We start from the raw sequence: 20,222 nt of genomic DNA on the forward strand, positions 1-20,222 counted from the left end.
CGTCACTGCCTTTCCCCGCGGTGGCTCAGAGCGCGTCGGGCCCGCGCTCGCCCGTGCGGACCCGGACGACCGTCTCCACCGGCAGCGCCCACACCTTGCCGTCCCCGATCTTGCCGGTGTGCGCGGCCCGGACGATCGCGTCGATCACCGGGTCCGCGTCGGCGTCCTCGACGACCACCTCGATGCGCACCTTCGGCACCAGGTCCACCCGGTACTCGGCGCCCCGGTACACCTCGGTGTGGCCGCGCTGCCGGCCGTAGCCGCTGGCCTCGGTGACGGTCAGGCCCTGCACCCCGAGTTCCTGCAGGGCGTTCTTGACCTCGTCGAGGCGGTACGGCTTGACGATGGCGGTGATCAGCTTCATGCCTGCGGCTTGACCTTCTGGGCGGAGGGGAGGACGGAGTGGGCGACCGGGGCGCCGTGCCCCAGGACCCCGTGATCGTAGGCGGTCTCGGCGTGCACCGTAAGGTCCAGGCCGGTGTGCTCCTGCTCCTCGCTCGCGCGGAAGCCCATCACGCGGTCGAGCGCCTTGCCGATCGCGAAGGTCACGCCGAACGCGTACACCGCGACCACCACCACGGCGACGAGCTGCTTGCCCAGCTGGGCGAGGCCGCCGCCGTACAGCAGGCCCTCCGTGCCGCCGGTCATGGCCCGCTCGGCGAAGACGCCGATGAGCAGGGTGCCGACGATCCCGCCGACCAGGTGGACGCCGACGACGTCCAGCGAGTCGTCGTAGTTCAGCTTGAACTTCCAGCCCACGGCGTACGAGCAGACGACGCCGGCGGTGAGGCCGACCACCAGGGAGCCGAGCAGGGACACCGAGCCGCAGGACGGGGTGATCGCCACCAGGCCCGCGACCGCGCCCGACGCGGCGCCCAGCGTGGTGGGGTGGCCGTCGCGCCGCTGCTCGACGAAGAGCCAGCCGAGCAGGCCGGTGCAGCCCGCGGCGAGGGTGTTGAGGAAGACCGCCGCGGCCAGGCCGTTCGCGGCGAGCACCGAGCCCGCGTTGAAGCCGAACCAGCCGAACCACAGCAGGCCGGCGCCCAGCACCACCATCGGCAGGTTGTGCGGACGCATCGCGTCCTTCTTGAAGCCCAGGCGCGGGCCCAGCACCAGGCACAGGGCGAGCCCCGAGGCGCCCGAGGTGATCTCCACGGGCAGACCGCCGGCGAAGTCCAGGGCGCCCAGGTGGGTCAGGATCCAGCCACCCGGACCCCACACCCAGTGGGTGACCGGAACGTATACCAGCAGCGCCCACACCGGCACGAAGACCAGCCACGCGGCGAACTTCGCGCGGTCGGCGACGGCGCCGCTCACCAGGGCCGCCGTGACGATCGCGAAGGTCAGCTGGAACGTGGCGAACAGCAGCGTGGGGACCGTGCCCGTGACGCTCTCCGGGCCGATCCCCGCGAGGCCCAGGTGGTCCAGGCCGCCGACGAGGCCGGCGGCCGTGTCGCCGCCGAAGGCGAGGGAGTAGCCGGCCGCCAGCCACACGACGGTGACCAGGGCGATCGACACGAAGCTCATCATCAGCATGTTCAGGACGCTCTTGGTGCGGACCATGCCGCCGTAGAACAGGGCCAGGCCCGGCGTCATGAGCAGCACCAGCGCGGTGGCGGCGAGCAGCCAGGCGGTGTCGCCGGTGTCGATCCGCGGTGCGGCGAAGGTCGTCACGGGGTCTCCAACGGTGCGAGGGCTCGCGAGGGCTCGTCAGAGGGTCACCGCTGCGCGTTTCCGGTTGCGTACGGGTGTGTTTCCGTGACGTTTCGTTGCGGGCGGGTTTCCGGACCCTCACCGGCGGGGCGGCGTCGCGGGCGTGGTGCGGCGGAGCTCCGGGGATCAGGGAGAATGGGCGGCATGAGCGTTCGTACCCAGTCATCCGAGCAGTCGGCCGAGGCCGCGCACCGGGCCGGTTTCGCCTGTTTCGTGGGGCGGCCCAACGCGGGCAAGTCCACCCTCACGAACGCTCTGGTCGGGAAGAAGGTGGCGATCACCTCCAACCGGCCGCAGACCACGCGGCACACCGTGCGGGGCATCGTGCACCGGCCCGAGGCCCAGCTGATCCTGGTGGACACGCCGGGGCTGCACAAGCCGCGGACGCTGCTCGGCGAGCGGCTGAACGACGTGGTGCGCGCCACCTGGGCCGAGGTCGACGTGATCGGCTTCTGCCTGCCCGCCGACCAGAAGATCGGGCCCGGCGACCGGTTCATCGCCAAGGAGCTGGCCGGGATCAAGCGGACGCCCAAGATCGCCATCGTCACCAAGACCGACCTGGTCGACTCCAAGGCGCTGGCCGAGCAGCTCATCGCGGTGGACCAGATGGCGCGCGAGCTCGGGTTCGAGTGGCAGGAGATCGTGCCCGTGTCGGCGGTCGGGGACCAGCAGGTCGCGCTGCTCGCCGACCTCCTGGTGCCGCTGCTGCCGGAGGGCCCGGCGCTGTACCCCGAGGGCGACCTCACCGACGAGCCCGAGCAGGTGATGGTGGCCGAGCTGATCCGCGAGGCCGCCCTGGAGGGCGTGCGCGACGAGCTGCCGCACTCCATCGCCGTGGTCGTGGAGGAGATGCTGCCGCGCGAGGACCGCCCCGCGGACCGTCCCCTGGTGGACATCCACGCCAACATCTACATCGAGCGGCCCAGCCAGAAGGGCATCATCATCGGCCCGAAGGGCAAGCGGCTGAAGGACGTGGGCGTGAAGTCCCGCCAGCAGATCGAGGCGCTGCTCGGCACGCCGGTCTTCCTCGACCTGCACGTGAAGGTGGCCAAGGACTGGCAGCGCGACCCCAAGCAGCTCCGCCGCCTGGGCTTCTGAGCCCCGGGGCGCGCCCCGGCTCAGACGACGCCCGGCGTCAGGTCCTGCAGCCCCACCACCCGCAGCAGTTGCAGGCGCTCGTGGGAGTCCGTGCCCGGGCGGGCCGTGTGGATGAGCAGGTGCTGGTGGTGGTCGTCGGTGAGCAGCAGCTCGCAGTCGAGCTCCAGCAGACCGACCACCGGGTGCTGGAAGCGCTTGACCGAGGCCCGGCGCACCGCCACCTCGTGCCGGTCCCACAGCTCGGCGAACTCCTCGCTGGACGCCCGTAGTTCGGCCACCAGGGCGGCCGGTTCCGGGTCGTCGGGGCGGGCCGCGGCCACCGCGCGCAGGTTCGCCACGTGGGCGCGGGCGTGCTCGGCCCGGTCCTCCGCGGGGAACAGGTCGCGGCCCGCGCGGTCGAGGAAGAACCGTCGCACCACGTTGCGCTCGTGCGGCGGGCGGGCCAGCACGTCCCCGCTGAGCGCCCGGGACATCGCGTTCTGCGCCAGCACCTCGCCCACGTCGGTCATCACCAGCGCGGGCGTGTCGTGCAGCCGGTCCAGGACCAGAAGGAGGCCCGGACGCACGTGGGCGGCCGGCGCGTCCCGGCGCGGGGGCTCCTCGCCGGCCAGGTGGAACAGGTGGTCGCGCTCGTCGTCGGTCAGGCGCAGGGCCCGGGCGAGCGCGGTGAGCATCTGCCGGGACGGGCGCGGACCGCGGGACTGCTCCAGCCGTGTGTAGTAGTCCACCGACATGCCGGCCAGCGCCGCCACCTCCTCGCGGCGCAGCCCCGGCGTGCGGCGGCGGGCGCCGGGTGCGAGGCCCACGTCGGACGGGTTCAGCCGGGCGCGGCCGCGGCGCAGGAAGTCGGCGAGTTCGGCTCGGTTCACCCCTCCAGCGTCCGTCACGGCGTGCGGGTTATCCAGGGACTGCCGGTCCCCCGATCCACGGGTCTCTCCCGGTCCCGCCCTCCCGGCCGGAGGGTGGTCGTACCGGACGGAGACGAGGAGAAGATCATGCTGACACTGGTGACGGGGACGACGGGACGTGTCGGCAGCAGGTTCGCGCCGCGGCTGCTGGCCCAGCGGCGGCCGGGGGACACGGTGCGCGTCCTGGTGCGCGACGCCGCCCGCGCGGAGCGGCTCGCCGCGCTGGGCGCCGAGGTCGTCACCGGCGACCTGCGCGACCCGGAGGCGCTCGGCAAGGCGGTGGCCGGGGCGGACGCGGTGGTGAACGTCGCCGCGACCTTCCGCGGGGTGCCCGACGAGGAGGCGTGGGCGGTGAACCACGGCGCCGCCGTGGAGCTCGGCCGCGCCGCGCTGGCCGCCGGAGTGGGCCGCTTCGTGCAGGTGAGCACGGCGAACGTGTACGGCGTCGGCCGTGGCCGCCCGCTGACCGAGGACGACGAGAGCCGGCCCGGCGGCGAGATGTGGGGCGCCTACGCCGAGTCCAAGATCCGGGCCGAGCGGGACCTGCTCGCCCTGGACGGACTCGACGTACGGATCGGGCGGCTGCCGTTCGTCTACGGCGACGGCGACCCGCACCTGGCGGAGTCGCTGCGCTGGGCCGCGCACTGGGCGGCGGCCCAGCGGCTCCAGATGGTCCACCACGCGGACGTCGCCCAGGGCCTGCTGCGGCTGCTGCACGCGCCGGGCATCGGCGGCCGCGTCTACAACATCGCCGACGACGCCCCGGTCACCACGGTCGAGCTGTACCGGCTCAACGGCGCGGAGGTGCCCGCGGAGGTGTCCGCCCGCACGGACCCCGACCCGTTCTTCGGGGTCCTGTCCACCGAGCGGATCCGCCGGGAGCTCGGCTACCGCCCGGTCCACCCGTCGGTGTGGGCGGCCCGGGACGCGGGCGCCCTCTAGGGGACAGGCCGGTCACCCCCTGGTGCGCAGCGCCTCCCGCAGCCAGGTGTAGGACGCCTTGGGCGTGCGCTCCTTCGTCGTGAAGTCGACGTGGACCAGGCCGAAGCGGCGGGCGTACCCCTCGGCCCACTCGAAGTTGTCCAGCAGGGACCAGACGAAGTAGCCGCGCACGTCGACGCCGGCGGTGTGGGCGTCGTGCAGGGCGCGGACGTGGGCGTCGAGGTAGGCGATGCGCTCCTGGTCGTCGACGCCGTCGTAGCTGCACCCGTTCTCGGTGATGATCACGGGCGGGAGCCGGGCGCCGTAGCGGGCCTTGAAGGTGGTGAGCAGTTCCGTCAGCGCCTCGGGGACCACCGGCCAGCCGAAGTCGGTGACCGGCCGGCCCTCGATCTCCCGGACGGTGAAGGGGAGTTCGGCGGGCATGCGGACGCCGCCGAACTCGATGTCGGTGCCCTGCGGGGCGCCCACCCGCGTCGGGGCGTAGTAGTTGATCCCGTACCAGTCGAGGGGCTCGGCGATCACCTCCAGGTCGGCCGCCACGTCCCCGGGCATCAGCTCGCCGATCCCGTCCGGGTAGGCGCCCAGCAGGACCGGTTCGGCGAACAGGCGGTTGAGCAGCAGGTCGTAGAAGTCCGCCGCCTCGACGTCGGGCCCGTCCCCGGAGGCCGGCCAGGTCGGGCCGTGGGAGTTGGCGATGCCGACGTCGGTGGCGCCGGCCGCGCGGAGCGCCCGGACGGCCAGGCCGTGGGCCAGCAACTGGTGGTGGGCCACCGGGAGCGCGTCGAACAGCAGCCGCTTCCCGGGGGCGTGCACGCCGAGCGCGTGGCCCAGCAGGGTGTGCTCGGCGGGCTCGTTGAGGGTGATCCAGGTACCCACGCGGTCGCCGAGCCGGTCGGCGACGGCGGCCACGTGGTCCGCGAAGCGCGCGGCGGTGTCCCGGCGCAGCCAGTCCAGCGAGGCGGGCAGGTCCCAGTGGAAGAGGGTGGGGACGGGGCGGACGCCCGCCGCGCACAGCTCGTCCACCAGCCGGTCGTAGAAGTCGAGGCCGCCCGGGCGGTTCACCCGCGGCCAGGAGACCGAGAAGCGGTACGCGTCCACCCCGAGCCCGGCGAGGAGGGCCACGTCCTCGCGGTAGCGGTGGTAGTGGTCGCAGGCCACGGCGGCCGTCGAGCCGTCCTTCACCCGGCCCGGCCCGGCGGTGAACTCGTCCCACACGGACGGGTCGCGCAGGTCCGCGGCGCCCTCGATCTGGTGGGCGGAGGTCGACACGCCCCACAGGAAGCCGGGCGGGAACGGGGGGAGCGCGGTGCGTCGGTCGGTCGCCATGCGCGGATCATCCGTACCGGCGGTAACGGAAGTCAACGGGCGGGCGGCAAGAGGCGGTTGAGCGGGGCACGCGCGGCGACCCCGGCGGGGGCCGCCGCTCAGGCGCCCTCCTTCAGCACCCGCGAGATCAACTCCCGCTGGTCCTCCGTCAGCCGGGGGTCCGCGCAGTACACCGTCCGGTCGTCCACCGTGATCCGGTAGCCGAACCCGTCCGGCACGCCGGCCGGGGGCGTGCCCCGGCCGGACGCGACCGCGCGCTCGGCCAGGGCCCGCCACTCCGCGGCGTCCGGCCGTCCCGAGGTGTCCACCTCGCCCCGCCGCTCGATACCGGCGAACCCGCCTGTGCGCCTCACCTGAATCCGCATGGGTCCTGTCTAGTACGGACGGGCGCGATCCGCACCCGTGCCCTTCCGGGCGGGTTCCCGCTCACAGGGCCCGCACGCCCACCTGTTCCCACGCCTTGCGCACCGCCTCGAACTCGTCGCCGCCGTCCCCGAACCGCTCCCGCGCCGCCTTGACGGTGAGCCCGGCGAAGTCGGCGAACAGGGCGCGTTCGGCGAGTTCGCCGCCGGTGAGGACGTCGTACCAGATCTGGCCGGCCTTCTCCCAGGCGTGGCCGCCGAGCGCGGTGGCGGCCAGGTAGAACGCGTGGTTGGGGATGCCCGAGTTGATGTGGACGCCGCCGTTGTCCCGGCCGGTGCGCACGTAGTCGGCCATGGTTGCGGGCTGCGGGTCCTTGCCGAGCACGTCGTCGTCGTACGCGGTGCCCGGCGCCTTCATCGAGCGCAGCGCCGAGCCGGTGACGCCGGGGGCGAGGAGCCCCGCGCCGATCAGCCAGTCGGCGTCGCCGGCGGTCTGGCCGAGCGCGTACTGCTTGATGAGCGAGCCGAAGACGTCGGACACCGACTCGTTCAGGGCGCCCGACTGGCCGTAGTAGGTGAGGTTCGCGGTGTGCTGGGTGACGCCGTGGGTGAGCTCGTGCCCGATGACGTCCAAGGGCAGGGTGAAGTCGAGGAAGACCTCGCCGTCGCCGTCGCCGAACACCATCTGCTCGCCGTTCCAGAAGGCGTTGTCGTACTGCTCGTCGTAGTGGACGGTCGCGACCAGTGGCAGGCCCTCGCCGTCGATGGAGTGGCGCCCGTAGACGCGCAGGAACAGCTCGAAGGTGGCGCCGAGGCCGGAGTAGGCGCGGTTGACCGTGGCGTCCTGGCCGGGCGGCTCGCCCTCGCGGCGCACCGGGGTGCCGGGCAGCTCGGTGCGGTGCCCGGCGTCGTGGATGGTGCGCGCCGGCTGGTCCGACGGCGCCCGGGTGTCCGGCTGCGCCGCGAGGCGGAACTCGGTGGTCACCTGGCGCAGCGCGCGCAGCTCGCCGTCGCGCCGCAGGGTGCGGCGGGCGGGGCCGGAGCGGGCGGGGTCGTCGCTGCGGGCCAGCTTGTCGAGGACGTGGGGCGGGACGACGGTGCAGAAGACGGGCTGGAAGCCCCCGTGGGTGGTCATGCCCGGCACCCTTGCACCGGGTGACCGCACTGTCACTACTCGCCACCATGATTGGTGAAATACCCGGACATGGCGGCCGGGACCGGGCGGGCCAGTGGTATGGCGCACTTTTTGTCGCGATCGTCCGCTCACGTCCCTGCGGTCCCGCATACTGATACGGGCCCGCGCGCACCGGATCCCTTCGCTAGGCTGCGAGGCATCATGCGTTTCGGGCTGCTTCTCCTTAGCTGCCGCGGCGAGGGCCTGTAGTCGAGGCCGACCCCCTCCCCGCGGAGCTCGGTGTTGCGTCGTCGGCCGTCCATTCCGGACACCCTGAGGAGCCCGAAGCATCATGGCCAACCGCCAGCAGCCCAGTTCCATGCCGGTCCACAAGTACGGTCAGTACGAGCAGGTCGACATCCCCGACCGCACCTGGCCCGACCGGCGGATCACCGCCGCTCCCCGGTGGCTGTCCACCGACCTGCGGGACGGCAACCAGGCACTGATCGACCCCATGTCGCCCGAGCGCAAGCGCCGGATGTTCGACCAGCTGGTCGCGATGGGCTACAAGGAGATCGAGGTGGGCTTCCCCGCATCCGGCCAGACCGACTTCGACTTCGTGCGCTCCATCATCGAGGAAGAGGGCGCGATCCCGGACGACGTGACGATCTCCGTACTGACCCAGGCCCGCGAGGACCTGATCGAGCGGACCGTGGAGTCCCTCAAGGGCGCCCGCCGGGCCACCGTCCACCTGTACAACGCCACCGCGCCCGTCTTCCGCCGGGTGGTCTTCCGCGGCTCCCGGGACGACATCAAGCAGATCGCCGTCGACGGCAGCCGCCTGGTGATGGAGTACGCCGAGAAACTGCTGGGTCCCGAGACGGAGTTCGGCTACCAGTACTCGCCGGAGATCTTCACCGACACCGAGCTGGACTTCGCGCTGGAGGTCTGCGAGGCGGTCATGGACGTCTGGCAGCCCGGCCCGGGCCGCGAGATCATCCTCAACCTGCCCGCCACCGTGGAGCGTTCCACGCCCTCCACGCACGCGGACCGCTTCGAGTGGATGCACCGCAACCTGTCCCGCCGCGAGTACGTCTGCCTGTCCGTCCACCCCCACAACGACCGCGGTACGGCCGTGGCGGCGGCCGAGCTGGCCCTGATGGCCGGCGCCGACCGCGTCGAGGGCTGCCTGTTCGGGCAGGGCGAGCGCACCGGCAACGTCGACCTGGTCACCCTGGGCATGAACCTGTTCTCCCAGGGCGTCGACCCGCAGATCGACTTCTCCGACATCGACGAGATCCGCCGTACGTGGGAGTACTGCAACCAGATGGAGGTCCACCCGCGCCACCCGTACGTGGGCGACCTGGTCTACACGTCCTTCTCCGGCTCCCACCAGGACGCCATCAAGAAGGGCTTCGACGCCATGGAGGCCGACGCGAAGGCCCGGGGCGTCACGGTCGACGACATCGAGTGGGCGGTGCCGTACCTGCCGATCGACCCCAAGGACGTCGGCCGCTCCTACGAGGCCGTCATCCGCGTCAACTCCCAGTCCGGCAAGGGCGGCATCGCGTACGTCCTGAAGAACGACCACAAGCTGGAACTGCCCCGCCGGATGCAGATCGAGTTCTCCAAGCTGATCCAGGCCAAGACGGACGCCGAGGGCGGCGAGATCACGCCGAAGGACATCTGGGCCGTCTTCCAGGACGAGTACCTGCCCAACCCCGACAACCCCTGGGGCCGCATCCAGGTCCGCACCGGCCAGTCGACCACCGACACGGACGGCATCGACACCCTGACCGTCGAGGCGACCGTCGACGGCGAGGACACCGTCCTGTCCGGCTCGGGCAACGGTCCGATCTCGGCCTTCTTCGACGCCCTGCAGTCCATCGGCATCGACGTACGCCTGCTGGACTACCAGGAGCACACGATGAGCGAGGGCGCCTCCGCGCAGGCCGCCTCGTACATCGAGTGCGCGATCGACGGCCAGGTCCTGTGGGGCATCGGCATCGACGCCAACACCACGCGGGCGTCCCTGAAGGCGGTCGTCTCCGCCGTGAACCGGGCCGCGCGCTAGCTCGTCCGGGAGGTCCCGTCCCGCCGGTTCCGGTGGGGCGGGACCTCTTGTTTTCGGCCAGAGGACCGCGCGGGTCACGGGAAGGTCTCGTCCGGGGTGCTGACTCCGCGTCCGTGATGTGGCTAACATCACGCAAGCGCGGCGATGTTGCCGCGTGGTTACGGAGGTGCGACGTGCTGCCAGTACGGGGACGAGACGGCCGTGCCGTCAGGGGTGCGCGCATCCTGGGCACCCGCACCGCGTGGACGCCCGTGGGCGACGGGGAGTTCTTCTGCCCCGGCTGCGGGGGCGACCGCAACTACCAGCGCCTCACCGGCCGTCGGCGCTTCACCCTGCTGGGCGTTCCCGTCCTCCTGCGCGGCGAGACCGGGCCGGTCGTGGCCTGCGCGGCCTGCCACCGCCACTTCGGCACGGACGTCCTCGACCACCCGACCACCACCCGCTTCTCCGCGATGCTCCGCGACGCCGTCCACACGGTCGCCCTCGCGGTCCTCGCGGCGGGCGGCACCTGCGCCCGCGCGTCCCTGGAGGCGGCCGCCTGCGCCGTGCGCGCGGCGGGGTTCGACGACTGCACCGAGGAACAGCTCGACGCCCTGGTGGAGGCCCTGGCCGCGGACACCGGCCGGGTCTTCGGGGAGCCCTGCGGCGCCGGGCTGGCCATAGAGCTGCACGAGGCCCTCGATCCGCTCGCCCCGCACCTCGCCACGATCGGCCGCGAGGCGATCCTGCTCCAGGGCGCCCGGATCGCCCTGGCCGACGGGCCCTACACCCCGGCGGAGCGGGAGGTGCTGGCCACGGTCGGCGCGGCCCTCACCCTCTGCACGGACGACGTGACCCGGCTGATGGCGGCGGCGGCGCGCACACCGTCCTGAGCGCAGGCGGCCCTGGACGGCCAGGCCGTGGCGTGCCCGGTCCCGGCCGTCCCGCCCGGGCAGCATGGGGGCGACACCGGCCCGCCTCCCGAGGGACAGGGATGACACTCCTGCGCAGAGCCGTCCTCGCCACCGCCGTCCTGCTCACCCCGTACGCCGCCGCCCGCCCGGCCTCGGCCGCCGGCCGCCGCCCGCCCGGCACCGCACCCGACACCCCGGCACCGGACCCCTCCGCACCGAGCCCCTCCGCAGCGGACTCCTCCGCACCGGACCCCTCCGCACCCGACACGCCCGCACCTGACACCTCCGTGCCCTACGTCTCCGGCCGGAACGGCTACGCTGCCTTCCGCATCCCCGCCGTCGTCCGCACCCCGCGCGGCACGCTGCTCGCCTTCGCCGAGGGCCGGCGCGACGGTCCCGGCGACACCGGGGACATCGACCTCGTCGTCCGCCGCTCCACCGACGGCGGCGGCACCTGGGGCCCACCTACGGTGGTCGCCGCCGGGAACGGGGACACCCGCGGCAACCCGGCGCCCGTGGTCGACCCGCGCACCGGCGCCGTCGTCCTGGTCAGCTGTTCCAACGGCGGCACCGTCACCGAGGCACAGATCATGCGCGGCGAGGTCCCGCCCGGGCAGGGCCGCCGGGTGTGGGTGCAGCACAGCCACGACGACGGCCGGCACTTCGGCGCGCCGCGCGAGATCACCGCCTCGGTCAAGCCCGCGTCCTGGCGCTGGTACGCCACCGGCCCCGGACACGCCGTGGCCCTCACCCGGGGCCCGTACGCGGGGCGGCTGGTCGTACCCGCCGACCACTCCACGTCCCCGCCGCCCGGTTCCCCCGACACCGGCCGGGAGTCCCGCTACTACGCCGGCCACTGCCTGGTCAGCGACGACGGCGGCCGCACCTGGGACCTGGGCTTCACCGACGACCACCCCGACGACCCGGCCGGCACCGTGCACGTCAACGAGACCACCGCCGCCCAACTCCCCGACGGGCGCCTGTACTTCAACGCGCGCGACCAGGGCGGCACGGTGCCCGGCAACCGCGTCGACGCCCACTCCGGCGACGGCGGCCGCACCCTCACCCGCCCGTACGCCGCGCAGCCCACGCTCGCGGACGTCCCGGTGGTCCAGGGCAGCGTGCTCCAGCTCGACGGCGACGCCGGTGCCCCGCTGCTGTTCTCGGCGCCGTCCCGGCCCACCGTCCGCGAGGCCCTGGCCGTCTGGCGCAGCACGGACGGCGGGGCCACGTTCACCCGGGCGCTCACCCTGTCGGACCGGCCCGCCGCCTACTCCGACCTGGTGCAGGTGGACGCGCGGACGGCCGGGGTGCTGTACGAGACGGGCGGGACGGGGCCGTACGAGACGATCGCGTTCCGGCGGCTGCCGCTGGCGGAGCTGTAACGCGGGCGCGGGTCGGAGGGGCCGGGGTCGGACGGACCGGGTCAGAGGAGTCCGGCCTCGACCAGGTGCCGCCGCACCTCCGCCACCTCGGCGGGGGACAGCGGCACCTGGGGCTCCGCCGTGGCGGGGCAGGCGATCACGCCGCGCAGGTGCAGCGCCGCCTTGAACGCGCCCAGCGCGGACGAGCCGGCCCCCATCCGGCCCGCGCCGACGTGGACCAGGCCGTACAGCGCGCAGAGCCGTTCCTGTGCGGCGCGGGCCTCCTCCCGGCGTCCGGCCCGGCACAGCCGGTCCAGGCGGACGTAGCCGTCCGGGTCGACGTTGGCGAGGCCGGGCACGGCCCCGTGGGCGCCCAGCGCGAGGGCCGCGTCGACCAGCAGTTCGGAGCCGGTCAGGGCGCTGAACCCGGGCAGGTGGCGGGTGCCGGTGACCACGTCGCGGAAGCCGGCCAGGTCGCCGCTGGAGTCCTTCAGCCCCGCCACCACCCCGTCCGACGCCAACTGCACGACGAGGTCGGCGGACAGCTTGGTGGGGATCGCGGACGGCAGGTCGTACGCGAGCACCGGGACCGGGCTCGCCGCGGCGGCCAGCCGGAAGTGGCGGGCCGTCTCCGCCGGCCCGAGCCGGGCGTAGAACGGGGAGATCACGACCACCGCGTCCGCGCCCGCCGCCGTCACCGACGCGATGTGCTCCAGCACCCGGGGCGTGGTCGTGTCGATCGCCCCGGCCAGCACGGGCAGCTGCCCGCCCAGGTGCCCGGTGACCGCCTCCACCACCCGCCGCCGCTGCCCGTCGGTCAGGAAAGCGGCCTCCGACGTCGTCCCGAGCAGGAACAGGCCGTCCACCCCGGCGGCCACCAGGTGGTCGGCCAGCCGCAGCAGCGAGTCCACGTCCACCTCGCCGTCCGGGTCCAGCGGGGTGCAGACGGGCGGGATCACACCGGTGAGCGGGGCGGGGAGCGACATGGTCCTCCTGGTGCCGGGCGGACCCTACGGGAGGGTGCGCTGGTACGACGGGTCGTGGTCCGAGTCGTACACCAGCTTGCCCGAGGAGTCGTAGCCCTTGACGTGCGGCGCCGCCGTGACCTGCCGGTCCAGCTCGCCCGCGGCGACGAACCAGCCGTGGTCCAGCACGGCCCGGGCCGTCGCGCCGCCGTAGGACACGGTCACCTTCGCCACCGACGGCTCCACCGTGCCGACGGCCCCCCAGCGGAACGGCAGCTTCCAGTGGCCGCTGTCCAGCAGCGACTGCTGGTACAGCTTGCCGCCGTTCATGTCGGGGAAGACCGGCCCGGGACCGTCGCCGGACAGGGCGCCGCCGCTGGTGTTCATGGCGGTCACCGCGCCGTCCACCAGCTTGCAGATCAGCCGGTACGACGACGAGACGGCCACCAGGAACCGCCCGTCACCGGGGGAGTTGGAGTCGCCCGTGCTGCGCTGGGCGAGAAGGATCCGGTAGTCGGCGGGCACGCCCAGGGATTCGGCACCCGCGGTCGTGTCGCCCTCCCGGCCGTAGACGAGGCACTTGGCCAGGCCGTCCGCGGCCTGCTCGAACGTGATGCCGTCCAGCAACTGCCCCGGCGTGGCGGGCCGTCCGGGCCCGGCGGGCGTCGCCGCGGCCGTCGGCGAGGGGGTCCGCGAGGCGCCGGCCGACGGCTTTGCCGCCGCCGGGCCGGCGCCCCGTCCCCCGCTCCCCCCGGCCCACGCGTACGCCCCCACGGGCGCCACCGCCAGCACGGCCAGTGCCAGCCCGGCGACCGCCAGCCGGCGCCGCCGCTCCAGCACGCCCCGCCGCCGGATCACCGGGTACGGCGCCGGCGCGGGGTGGAAGGCGTAGGCGTCCTCGGCGAGCAGCCGGCGCAGGCGCTCCTCGAAGTCCCGCATCCCCTCGCCGTCCTGGTCCTCTTCCGTCGTGCGCGGTTCCTCGCTCACCGCTCGCCTCCCTGACCCGCGGCCCTCGTGGACGCGCCCACCGCCGGGGCCAGCCCCGGGCAGGCACGCAGCTTGGCCAGGCCCTTGGACGCCTGGCTCTTGACCGTGCCCGGCGAACAGCCGAGCACCTCGGCGACCTCCGCCTCGGACAGGTCCTCCCAGTAGCGCAGGACCACCACCGCCCGCTGCTTCGGCGGCAGGGCGGCCAGCGCGTCGAGGAGAACCCCGCGCTCCTCGACGCGACCGGCGCCCTCGTCCCGCCAGGCCACCTCGGGCGGAGCCGCCGTCAGCGACTCCGTGACCCGGCGCTTGCGGAAGCGGTCGCTGTTGCAGGTGACGAGCATCCGCCGGACGTACGCCTCCGGGTTGTCGGCGCGCGCCACGCGCCGCCACGAGCGGTACGCCTTGGCCAGCGCGGTCTGTGTCAGGTCCTCCGCGTGGTGGGCGTCGCCCGTGAGCAGGTACGCGGTACGCACCAGCCGTGACCACCGCGCCCTGACGAACTCCTGGAACTGGTCCTCCAGCCCGTCCTGCATCCAGCACCCCCTCCTCGCCCACCAGACCACCGGGGGGTGGCGGGGGGTTGCCCGGGGCGCGGAGGTTTTTCGGGGGCGGCGCCGGTTGCCCGGCGAGCGGGGCGTGCGCTCGGATGGGAGCCCGGTCGGAGGAGGGGAGCGTGAAGGTCGATGGGGAGTGACGGTGGGGTGAGCCCTTGGGAGGCGGGCGGGGCCGGGGTGCTGCGGCTGCCGTCCGGGCGGCTGGTGCGCGGACGGGGGCTGCGGCGGGGGCCGGGGACCAGCGGTCCGGACCCGACGTACGGGCTCTACCTGCTCGGCGGGCCGCCGCCGGCCGTCCCCTGGGAGGCGCGCTGGATCCGCTGGCCCGACTTCCGGCTGCCCGCCGACCCGGACGCGGCGGCCGACGCGCTCACCGAGGCGTGGCGGCGCGCCGCGACCGGGCGGGTGGAGGTCGCCTGCGGTGGCGGGCGCGGCCGGACGGGGACGGCGCTGGCGTGTCTGGCGGTGCTGGACGGCGTCCCGGCGGAGGAGGCGGTGGCCTACGTGCGCCGGCACTACCACCGGCGCGCGGTGGAGACCCCCTGGCAGGCGCGCTACGTACGGCGGTTCGGAGCGGTAGGGGGACAACGCCCCTGATGCTCAGGGAAGTTGACCGGAACCGGCGCCGCTCCGAGGTCGACGGCACCGGTTCCGGTTCCGGTCACAGGCTCACCCGCTCCCGCGTTCACAGGGCCAGGGTCATCAGCAGGCGGTGCTCGCCCGGGCCGAAGTAGTCGCGCACGGGGCCGCCGGGGGACGGGGTGAAGCCGAGGGAGTCGTAGAGCGCGACGGCGGTGGCGTTGTCGGGCTCGACGGACAGCACCACGGTGTGCGCGCCCCGGCCGCGCAGGTGGCTCAGCACCTCGGTCATCAGCTGCCGCCCCCACCCCTGCCGGCGCATCTCCGCCGTGACGGCGAGGCTGAGGATCCAGCTCTCGGCGTCGTCGGTGCCGGTGGACATCACGTAGCCCCTGAGCTCGCCGTCGCCGTCCTCCAGCACGAACATGTGCTCACGGAAGGCGTCGAAGAACTGGCGCACCACGAAGAATGGATAGGGCGCGGCCGGAAATGCCTCCTTGTCGACACGGACGATCTCGGGTAGGTCCGTCTCGGTGACCGCTCTGATCCGTGCTGGTCTATTCCGTGCGGTCCGGCTCAGAAACGAACCCGGGGCCGACGGATAGCGATCCCTGGGAGGAATCATGAGTTCCCCTTAAGTACGCATCGGACCTTGCGTGATTACCTTATGATCGTCCATGATTGCCCCATGTGGGCAGGTCCTACAACCCCCGGGCTGCTGCTAGGCTGAACCATGACCTCGGGACCGCACACCGCTGAGCAGCCGACGCTCAATAAGGATGTTCCATGGGACTCCTTTGACCCCGGTGCGTACATCGGCAATAACTACCTCGACATGAAGGCCGTGGACGAGGAGATCGTTTCCCGTGTACGCGATCATTTCAGTGATCGGCTGCGGGGGAGCGGCCGGGTCCTGGCGGGGATCGACGTCGGTGCGGGTCCCAACCTCTACCCCTCGCTCGCCATGCTCCCGTGGTGCGAACGCATCACCCTGCTGGAGTGGTCGGCGAACAACATCGAGTACCTGGAGCGCCAGCGGCCCAGTTACGACGCGCACTGGGAGCCGTTCTGGAAGGTGCTGCGCGAGGACCGGGCATACCGAGGGTTCGATCCCAAGGCTTATTTTCGTAGGGCCGCCGAACCCGTTCAGGGCAGCCTTTTCGACCTCTGCCGGAAAGATCCGCAATGGGACGTCGGGACCATGTTCTTCGTCGCCGAGTCCATCACTGAATCCCTGGAAGAATTCCGGCGCGGAGTCAGCTGCTTCATGCACGTCCTGAGGCCCGGCGCGCCTTTCGCCGCCGCGTTCATGGAGCATTCCGAGGGGTATCGGGTGGGCGATCTGGAATTCCCGGCCACCTATGAAATCGACACCACCGAGGTGCTGACCGCGTTCCAGAAATTCGCCTACATCGACAAGAAAGACGTGCACCGCATGGCCGACGTCGGCCATCTCGTGCGCCACGGGCACACCGGAATGATTCTCGTCTGCGGCCGCCGGAAGGAATGACCGGCCTCCTTTTCGCCGCCAGGGAGTCGGGCCTGTTTGAGGGGAATGGGCATGCAGATCAAACCGCGTCAGAACCTGCTCGAGGTGTGGCAGTCAGTGGCCCGCCACTCCTTCGAGGACGGGGAGTGGGACTGGGGTGAGGCGGGAGGGCGCAGCAGTGTCGCCGACGCGGAGCGGCTGCTCTGCCTGCTGTACCCGGCGACGGAGATCACCTCGTTCCGCCTGGACGACCCGGACACCACCCAGGAGGACGTGGAGCGGGCCCTGCGCGCCGCGGGCGACTCCGCGGAGATCCCCGGCAACCTGGTGAAGGTCCTCACCGCGTTCATGGACCGGCACCGCACCGGCGACAGCCCCACCTTCTCCGGCGGCCACTACTTCACCGCCGCGGACCCCGCCCAGGAGCTGGCCAAGGAGCAGCGCGAGACCGGCGTGGTCGACTCCTACTCGATGTCGGTCACGCTGTGCCTGGCCACCCTCGGCTTCCTCAAGGTGTACCGGACCAAGACCCAGCGCCCGAGCACCCTGGAGCTGATCGACCGGCTCCAGGAGGCCACCAGCACCCGGCTGACCGCCGCCATGGTCGCCCTGCTGCGCTCCTTCACGGTCAACGTCGTCGACGTGCCCTCCCCGCAGGGCCAGTCCCTGGTCCGGCTGCTGGGCCAGGGCCGGCTCTCCGAACGGCAGGTCGTGCAGCGCTTCCAGGACCGCTTCAAGGCCCTGCGCGCCGTCATCAGCGAAAGCGTCACCCTCGGCCTCGACAGCGACATCGCCGACCAACTGCGCAACGACAACCGCCTGTTCGAGTGCGGCTGGTCCTGGAGCGTGGTGCGCGACGCCCCCGAGGTGGAGACCGGCGAACCGGTCGGCAAGCAGCCCCAGGGCGTCGCCGGCGCGGTGCCCTACCTGTACTTCACCGTCGTCGCCCTCGACGGCATCCCCGACCTGTTCTCCGAGCGCACCCTCGTCCTCGGCCTGCTCAACGCCGAACAGCAGAAGCTCGCCGACGCGCTCCGGCTGCGCTGGGAGATCACCCAGCAGTACTGGTCGGCCATCGCCCGCTTCGGCGACGGCACCTGGCCGCTGGAGGAGATCCCCTGGCGCACCACGCTCCAGCAGCTGGAGTCCGAGTACTTCTCCCTGTCCGTGGCCTCCATCCTGGTGCACGACCTGGTCCGCCGCCGCGCCACCGACGACGACCTCACCCGCACCGTCGCCGTCATGGAGCGCCTCGCCGAACGCGGCCGCATCACCAGCGGCATGACCCGTGACGACCCGGCGATCGCCCTGCACAACCCGGGCATCAGCCTGCCGCTGCTCGGCAGCGAGGACATCGGCCCGGCCATGAAGTGGACCATGTCCGACTTCTCCGCGCAGCTGCTCAAACGGACGGTGCAGCTGTGCTCGCTGTCCCGGCGCAGCGACGCCCAGGACCGGCTGCTCCGGCTCGCCGAGGACATCCTCGAACACCTCTGGCAGCGCCGCATCGCCGACGGGTCCGGCACCGGCCTGTGGGACAACGTCCACGCCGTCTACCCCGAGTCGCCGACCCGCCAGGGCGGCCCGGTCCCCCAGGGCATCTCCTGGAGCGTCACCGAGCGCGTCACCGAGTGCATGGTCGCCGCGTACGGCCTGTACGCCCAGCCACCGATCCGCAGCGCCCAACTCGCCGGCCTCGCCCGGGAGATGATCAGTGAGGCGGCCCACCTGTTCGGCAAGGTGCAGATGGACCAGCCCGCGCCGCCCGCCAAGAGCCGGCAGGGCGAGGCCATGATGGCCGTCGAGGTCGACCTGCGCCGCGCCCGTGCCCTCGTCGACGTCCAGCCCGGCACCGCCTACGCGCTGGCCCTCGGGGTGCTCACCCGGCTCGACTCCCTGGCGCGCGCCCGGGAGAACACCGGCTCGGGGGTGTGAGGCGTGCTCGTCTTCGCCGCCTCCGACAAGGGGGGCACCGGCCGCTCGGTCACCAGCGCCAACCTCGCCTACCACCGCGCGCTGGACGGGGACGACGTCTGCTACCTGGACTTCGACTTCGGCTCGCCCACCGCCCCGGCCGTCTTCGACCTGCCCGACGTCCTCGCCGAGGCCGAGGGCAAGGGGCTGCACTCGTACCTGAAGGGCAAGACCGGCGAACCCCTGCGGGTCGACGTGTGGGCCCGCACCGAACACCCCGTGCTGCGCACCCGGCCCTCCGGGTCCGGCCGCCTGGTGCTGCTGCCCGGCGACCGCACCGGCGGGGAATTCGTCACCGACGAGGAGAACCTGCACCGGTGCGTGGACCTCGTCCTGCGGTTGAAACGCGAATTCGACGTCATCGTGGTCGACTTGAGCGCCGGCCGCAGTTATGCCATGGACCTCGCACTCGCCGCGACCGTTCCGCGCAGCGCGCTCGCCCGCATCACCACGCGCTGGCTCGTCTATCACCGCTGGACCCGCCAGCACGTGATGGCGGCCGCCGAACTCGTGTCAGGAAAACAGGGCATTGTCCGGGCCGGAGTCGCCATGGGCCACGACGAGACGGCCCTTTCCGGATCGATCCGCTTCGTACGGGCCGCCGTGCCCGATCTGCAATCACCGCTGTGGTCCCAGGCGCGCCCCGAACAATCCGTGTGGATGCACGAACGCGACCGTCAACTGGAAGCAATGGCAGCGGGTTTGGGGATCGGTAAGACCCGCGCGCTGGCGTCCATTCCGCTGGAACCCGTCCTGCAATGGCGGGAACAGCTCATCACCTACGAGGACGTCGTCGACAGCCGCGTCGCCAACCTCGAGACCTGGCAGGCGATGGGGGACCTCGCGCAGCGGCTGGGCGACGACAAGTACTGGGGGCAGCTGTGAAGGGCTCCCTCCCCGAGGAGGAGACCTCCTTCCGGGAGACCAGCGCCGAGCCGCACACCGCGTCCGTGCCGTTCTCCCACCTGTCCCTGGAACTGGGGCACTTGTACATGGAGGACTTCGCCGAGGGCCCGGACCGGCTGCGCCGCCACTTCGCCGCCGTACGGCCCTGGGCGGACGCCGTCCGGGCCGGCGTGGGACCGCTGCCCGAGGGCCGGCGCCCCCGGATCAGCACCTGCTTCCTCGTCGACGACTACTTCAGCCGTCTGGCCACCCCGGCCGAGCTGCTCCCGCCGCTGCTCGCCGCCGCCCGCGAGGCCGGCCTGACCATCGACTACCTGGCCCGCGAGTCCGGCTGCGCCGCACCCGACCCCGCCCACCCGGGCAGCGCGCCGCTCGCCGAGTCCGTGCTGCACCGGCTGGTCGAGTCGCCGCCGCCCGGCAGCACCGGGTACCGCCCGCCCGTCGGCCGCACCGGCTGGCTCACCAACGGCCGCCGCACCCCCTCGCGGCGCACCTCCGCCGCGCTCGACGCGAGCGACGTCTGGCAGCCGCCCAGCGAGACCCTCGCCCGGGGCCACTCCGTCTTCATGGACGTCGAGCTGTTCAGCGGCACCGAGGAGGACCGCACCTGGTCCTGCGCCTTCCTGGCCTCGGTGTGGCAGCTGGCCCGCCTGGGGCTGCTCCGCGACAACGGACGCGCGGTCCTCACCCCCGCCCCGTGGGACCCCGCCGCCTTCCCGGCCGACTGGGACGCCCTGCCGCCCGTCGTGCGGCTCACCCCGGACGCGGCGCCGTTCACCGCCTACGGCACGTGCAGCGTGCTCCCGGGCCGCTTCCTGCCCGTCGAGCACGCCGTACGGGTCGTCCTGGACCAGGTGCAGCTCGAACCCGACGTGCTCGACCAGGCCGCGCGGCGCTCCGAAGCCGAGGGGTACCCGTTACCGGGCGGGGTCGTCGAGCGCACCTCCTACGTGTTCCCGCCGGGACTGTGA

20 protein-coding genes are annotated in these 20,222 nt (G+C 72.9%); 10 read left to right on the plus strand and 10 right to left on the minus strand.

From position 1 onward, the window contains the following. Window positions 1-25: 25 nt before the first annotated feature. Together AQJ30_RS33040 and AQJ30_RS33045 are read right to left on the minus strand one after the other, a co-directional pair. Window positions 26-364: a P-II family nitrogen regulator gene (locus AQJ30_RS33040; protein WP_067241245.1), complete on the minus strand. Its 339-nt coding sequence runs from the start codon at window positions 362-364 to the stop codon at window positions 26-28. Next, a complete protein-coding gene (locus tag AQJ30_RS33045) occupies window positions 361-1,674 on the minus strand; it encodes an ammonium transporter (protein WP_067241247.1) in 1,314 nt (437 codons plus the stop codon). The genes AQJ30_RS33040 and AQJ30_RS33045 overlap by 4 nt, the downstream gene beginning before the upstream one ends. A 183-nt stretch (window positions 1,675-1,857) precedes the next feature. On the opposite strand from AQJ30_RS33045, the gene era reads away from it, so the two are divergent. Further along, window positions 1,858-2,811: a GTPase Era gene (gene era / locus AQJ30_RS33050; protein ID WP_067241249.1), complete on the plus strand. Its 954-nt coding sequence runs from the start codon at window positions 1,858-1,860 to the stop codon at window positions 2,809-2,811. A 20-nt stretch (window positions 2,812-2,831) separates the two neighbouring features. Here the strand turns inward: era and AQJ30_RS33055 are convergent, their stop codons facing one another. Beyond that, entirely contained in the window at window positions 2,832-3,680 is an 849-nt protein-coding gene (locus AQJ30_RS33055) for a helix-turn-helix transcriptional regulator (protein ID WP_067241250.1), read from the minus strand. Window positions 3,681-3,806: 126 nt separating this feature from the next. Between AQJ30_RS33055 and AQJ30_RS33060 the strand changes: the two genes are divergently transcribed. Continuing rightward, window positions 3,807-4,661 (plus strand): NAD-dependent epimerase/dehydratase family protein, encoded by an 855-nt coding sequence (locus AQJ30_RS33060; protein WP_067241346.1) that lies wholly within the window; start codon window positions 3,807-3,809, stop codon window positions 4,659-4,661. A gap of 12 nt (window positions 4,662-4,673) precedes the next feature. Here the strand turns inward: AQJ30_RS33060 and AQJ30_RS33065 are convergent, their stop codons facing one another. The 3 genes from AQJ30_RS33065 to AQJ30_RS33075 form a co-directional block, all read right to left on the minus strand. Next, a complete protein-coding gene (locus AQJ30_RS33065; protein WP_079084458.1) occupies window positions 4,674-5,987 on the minus strand; it encodes a GH1 family beta-glucosidase in 1,314 nt (437 codons plus the stop codon). A 98-nt stretch (window positions 5,988-6,085) separates the two neighbouring features. Then, window positions 6,086-6,352 (minus strand): protealysin inhibitor emfourin, encoded by a 267-nt coding sequence (locus tag AQJ30_RS33070; RefSeq protein ID WP_067241252.1) that lies wholly within the window; start codon window positions 6,350-6,352, stop codon window positions 6,086-6,088. 61 nt (window positions 6,353-6,413) lie between these two features. After that, the gene (locus tag AQJ30_RS33075; protein WP_067241254.1) at window positions 6,414-7,484 is read right to left on the minus strand and encodes a M4 family metallopeptidase; all 1,071 of its coding nucleotides are present in this window, start codon (window positions 7,482-7,484) and stop codon (window positions 6,414-6,416) included. Window positions 7,485-7,815: 331 nt separating this feature from the next. Here AQJ30_RS33075 and leuA point away from each other — a divergent pair, with 331 nt between their 5' ends. From leuA to AQJ30_RS33090, 3 genes are all read left to right on the plus strand, one after another. After that, window positions 7,816-9,537, plus strand: coding sequence for a 2-isopropylmalate synthase (gene leuA, locus AQJ30_RS33080; protein ID WP_067241256.1), 1,722 nt, complete (start codon window positions 7,816-7,818; stop codon window positions 9,535-9,537). A gap of 173 nt (window positions 9,538-9,710) precedes the next feature. Then, entirely contained in the window at window positions 9,711-10,409 is a 699-nt protein-coding gene (locus AQJ30_RS33085) for a tellurite resistance TerB family protein (RefSeq protein WP_067241258.1), read from the plus strand. 101 nt (window positions 10,410-10,510) lie between these two features. Then, window positions 10,511-11,815, plus strand: coding sequence for a sialidase family protein (locus tag AQJ30_RS33090; protein ID WP_079084459.1), 1,305 nt, complete (start codon window positions 10,511-10,513; stop codon window positions 11,813-11,815). A 41-nt stretch (window positions 11,816-11,856) separates the two neighbouring features. On the opposite strand, the gene AQJ30_RS33095 is transcribed toward AQJ30_RS33090, so the two are convergent. From AQJ30_RS33095 to AQJ30_RS33105, 3 genes are read right to left on the minus strand one after another with little or no spacing between them, the layout of a single operon-like run. Further along, window positions 11,857-12,780: a dihydrodipicolinate synthase family protein gene (locus AQJ30_RS33095; RefSeq protein ID WP_067241260.1), complete on the minus strand. Its 924-nt coding sequence runs from the start codon at window positions 12,778-12,780 to the stop codon at window positions 11,857-11,859. A 24-nt stretch (window positions 12,781-12,804) separates the two neighbouring features. Continuing rightward, complete coding sequence (locus AQJ30_RS33100) at window positions 12,805-13,746, minus strand: hypothetical protein (protein WP_245727237.1); 942 nt, start codon at window positions 13,744-13,746, stop codon at window positions 12,805-12,807. Further along, entirely contained in the window at window positions 13,743-14,282 is a 540-nt protein-coding gene (locus AQJ30_RS33105; RefSeq protein ID WP_067241262.1) for a SigE family RNA polymerase sigma factor, read from the minus strand. The genes AQJ30_RS33100 and AQJ30_RS33105 overlap by 4 nt, the downstream gene beginning before the upstream one ends. Window positions 14,283-14,432: 150 nt before the next feature. Between AQJ30_RS33105 and AQJ30_RS33110 the strand changes: the two genes are divergently transcribed. Further along, a complete protein-coding gene (locus AQJ30_RS33110) occupies window positions 14,433-14,900 on the plus strand; it encodes a phosphatase domain-containing protein (RefSeq protein ID WP_067241263.1) in 468 nt (155 codons plus the stop codon). Between the two features lie 88 nt (window positions 14,901-14,988). Here the strand turns inward: AQJ30_RS33110 and AQJ30_RS33115 are convergent, their stop codons facing one another. Further along, entirely contained in the window at window positions 14,989-15,507 is a 519-nt protein-coding gene (locus tag AQJ30_RS33115; protein WP_079084460.1) for a GNAT family N-acetyltransferase, read from the minus strand. A 108-nt stretch (window positions 15,508-15,615) separates the two neighbouring features. On the opposite strand from AQJ30_RS33115, the gene AQJ30_RS33120 reads away from it, so the two are divergent. From AQJ30_RS33120 to AQJ30_RS33135, 4 genes are read left to right on the plus strand one after another with little or no spacing between them, the layout of a single operon-like run. Further along, a complete protein-coding gene (locus tag AQJ30_RS33120) occupies window positions 15,616-16,392 on the plus strand; it encodes an SCO2525 family SAM-dependent methyltransferase (protein WP_067241265.1) in 777 nt (258 codons plus the stop codon). 51 nt (window positions 16,393-16,443) lie between these two features. Beyond that, window positions 16,444-18,306 carry an SCO2524 family protein gene (locus AQJ30_RS33125; RefSeq protein WP_067241354.1) on the plus strand — a complete coding sequence of 621 codons (1,863 nt, stop codon included), beginning with the start codon at window positions 16,444-16,446 and terminating at the stop codon, window positions 18,304-18,306. A 3-nt stretch (window positions 18,307-18,309) separates the two neighbouring features. Beyond that, window positions 18,310-19,230, plus strand: a complete 921-nt coding sequence (locus AQJ30_RS33130) for an SCO2523 family variant P-loop protein (protein ID WP_067241267.1) — start codon at window positions 18,310-18,312, stop codon at window positions 19,228-19,230. After that, window positions 19,227-20,222 (plus strand): SCO2522 family protein, encoded by a 996-nt coding sequence (locus AQJ30_RS33135; RefSeq protein WP_067241268.1) that lies wholly within the window; start codon window positions 19,227-19,229, stop codon window positions 20,220-20,222. Before AQJ30_RS33130 ends, AQJ30_RS33135 begins: the two co-directional genes overlap by 4 nt.

Origin of the sequence: Streptomyces longwoodensis, assembly GCF_001514125.1 — a bacterium.
In the GTDB taxonomy this organism is placed as follows: domain Bacteria; phylum Actinomycetota; class Actinomycetes; order Streptomycetales; family Streptomycetaceae; genus Streptomyces; species Streptomyces longwoodensis.

What these genes read in the sequence shown, in the direction of transcription:
- AQJ30_RS33040 (WP_067241245.1), bottom strand. Translation starts at nt 364, where the DNA reads ATGAAGCTGATCACCGCCATCGTCAAGCCGTACCGCCTCGACGAGGTC.
- era (WP_067241249.1), top strand. Translation starts at nt 1,858, where the DNA reads ATGAGCGTTCGTACCCAGTCATCCGAGCAGTCGGCCGAGGCCGCGCAC.
- AQJ30_RS33060 (WP_067241346.1), top strand. Translation starts at nt 3,807, where the DNA reads ATGCTGACACTGGTGACGGGGACGACGGGACGTGTCGGCAGCAGGTTC.
- AQJ30_RS33065 (WP_079084458.1), bottom strand. Translation starts at nt 5,987, where the DNA reads ATGGCGACCGACCGACGCACCGCGCTCCCCCCGTTCCCGCCCGGCTTC.
- AQJ30_RS33070 (WP_067241252.1), bottom strand. Translation starts at nt 6,352, where the DNA reads ATGCGGATTCAGGTGAGGCGCACAGGCGGGTTCGCCGGTATCGAGCGG.
- AQJ30_RS33075 (WP_067241254.1), bottom strand. Translation starts at nt 7,484, where the DNA reads ATGACCACCCACGGGGGCTTCCAGCCCGTCTTCTGCACCGTCGTCCCG.
- leuA (WP_067241256.1), top strand. Translation starts at nt 7,816, where the DNA reads ATGGCCAACCGCCAGCAGCCCAGTTCCATGCCGGTCCACAAGTACGGT.
- AQJ30_RS33090 (WP_079084459.1), top strand. Translation starts at nt 10,511, where the DNA reads ATGACACTCCTGCGCAGAGCCGTCCTCGCCACCGCCGTCCTGCTCACC.
- AQJ30_RS33095 (WP_067241260.1), bottom strand. Translation starts at nt 12,780, where the DNA reads ATGTCGCTCCCCGCCCCGCTCACCGGTGTGATCCCGCCCGTCTGCACC.
- AQJ30_RS33105 (WP_067241262.1), bottom strand. Translation starts at nt 14,282, where the DNA reads ATGCAGGACGGGCTGGAGGACCAGTTCCAGGAGTTCGTCAGGGCGCGG.
- AQJ30_RS33110 (WP_067241263.1), top strand. Translation starts at nt 14,433, where the DNA reads ATGGGGAGTGACGGTGGGGTGAGCCCTTGGGAGGCGGGCGGGGCCGGG.
- AQJ30_RS33115 (WP_079084460.1), bottom strand. Translation starts at nt 15,507, where the DNA reads ATGATTCCTCCCAGGGATCGCTATCCGTCGGCCCCGGGTTCGTTTCTG.
- AQJ30_RS33120 (WP_067241265.1), top strand. Translation starts at nt 15,616, where the DNA reads ATGACCTCGGGACCGCACACCGCTGAGCAGCCGACGCTCAATAAGGAT.
- AQJ30_RS33125 (WP_067241354.1), top strand. Translation starts at nt 16,444, where the DNA reads ATGCAGATCAAACCGCGTCAGAACCTGCTCGAGGTGTGGCAGTCAGTG.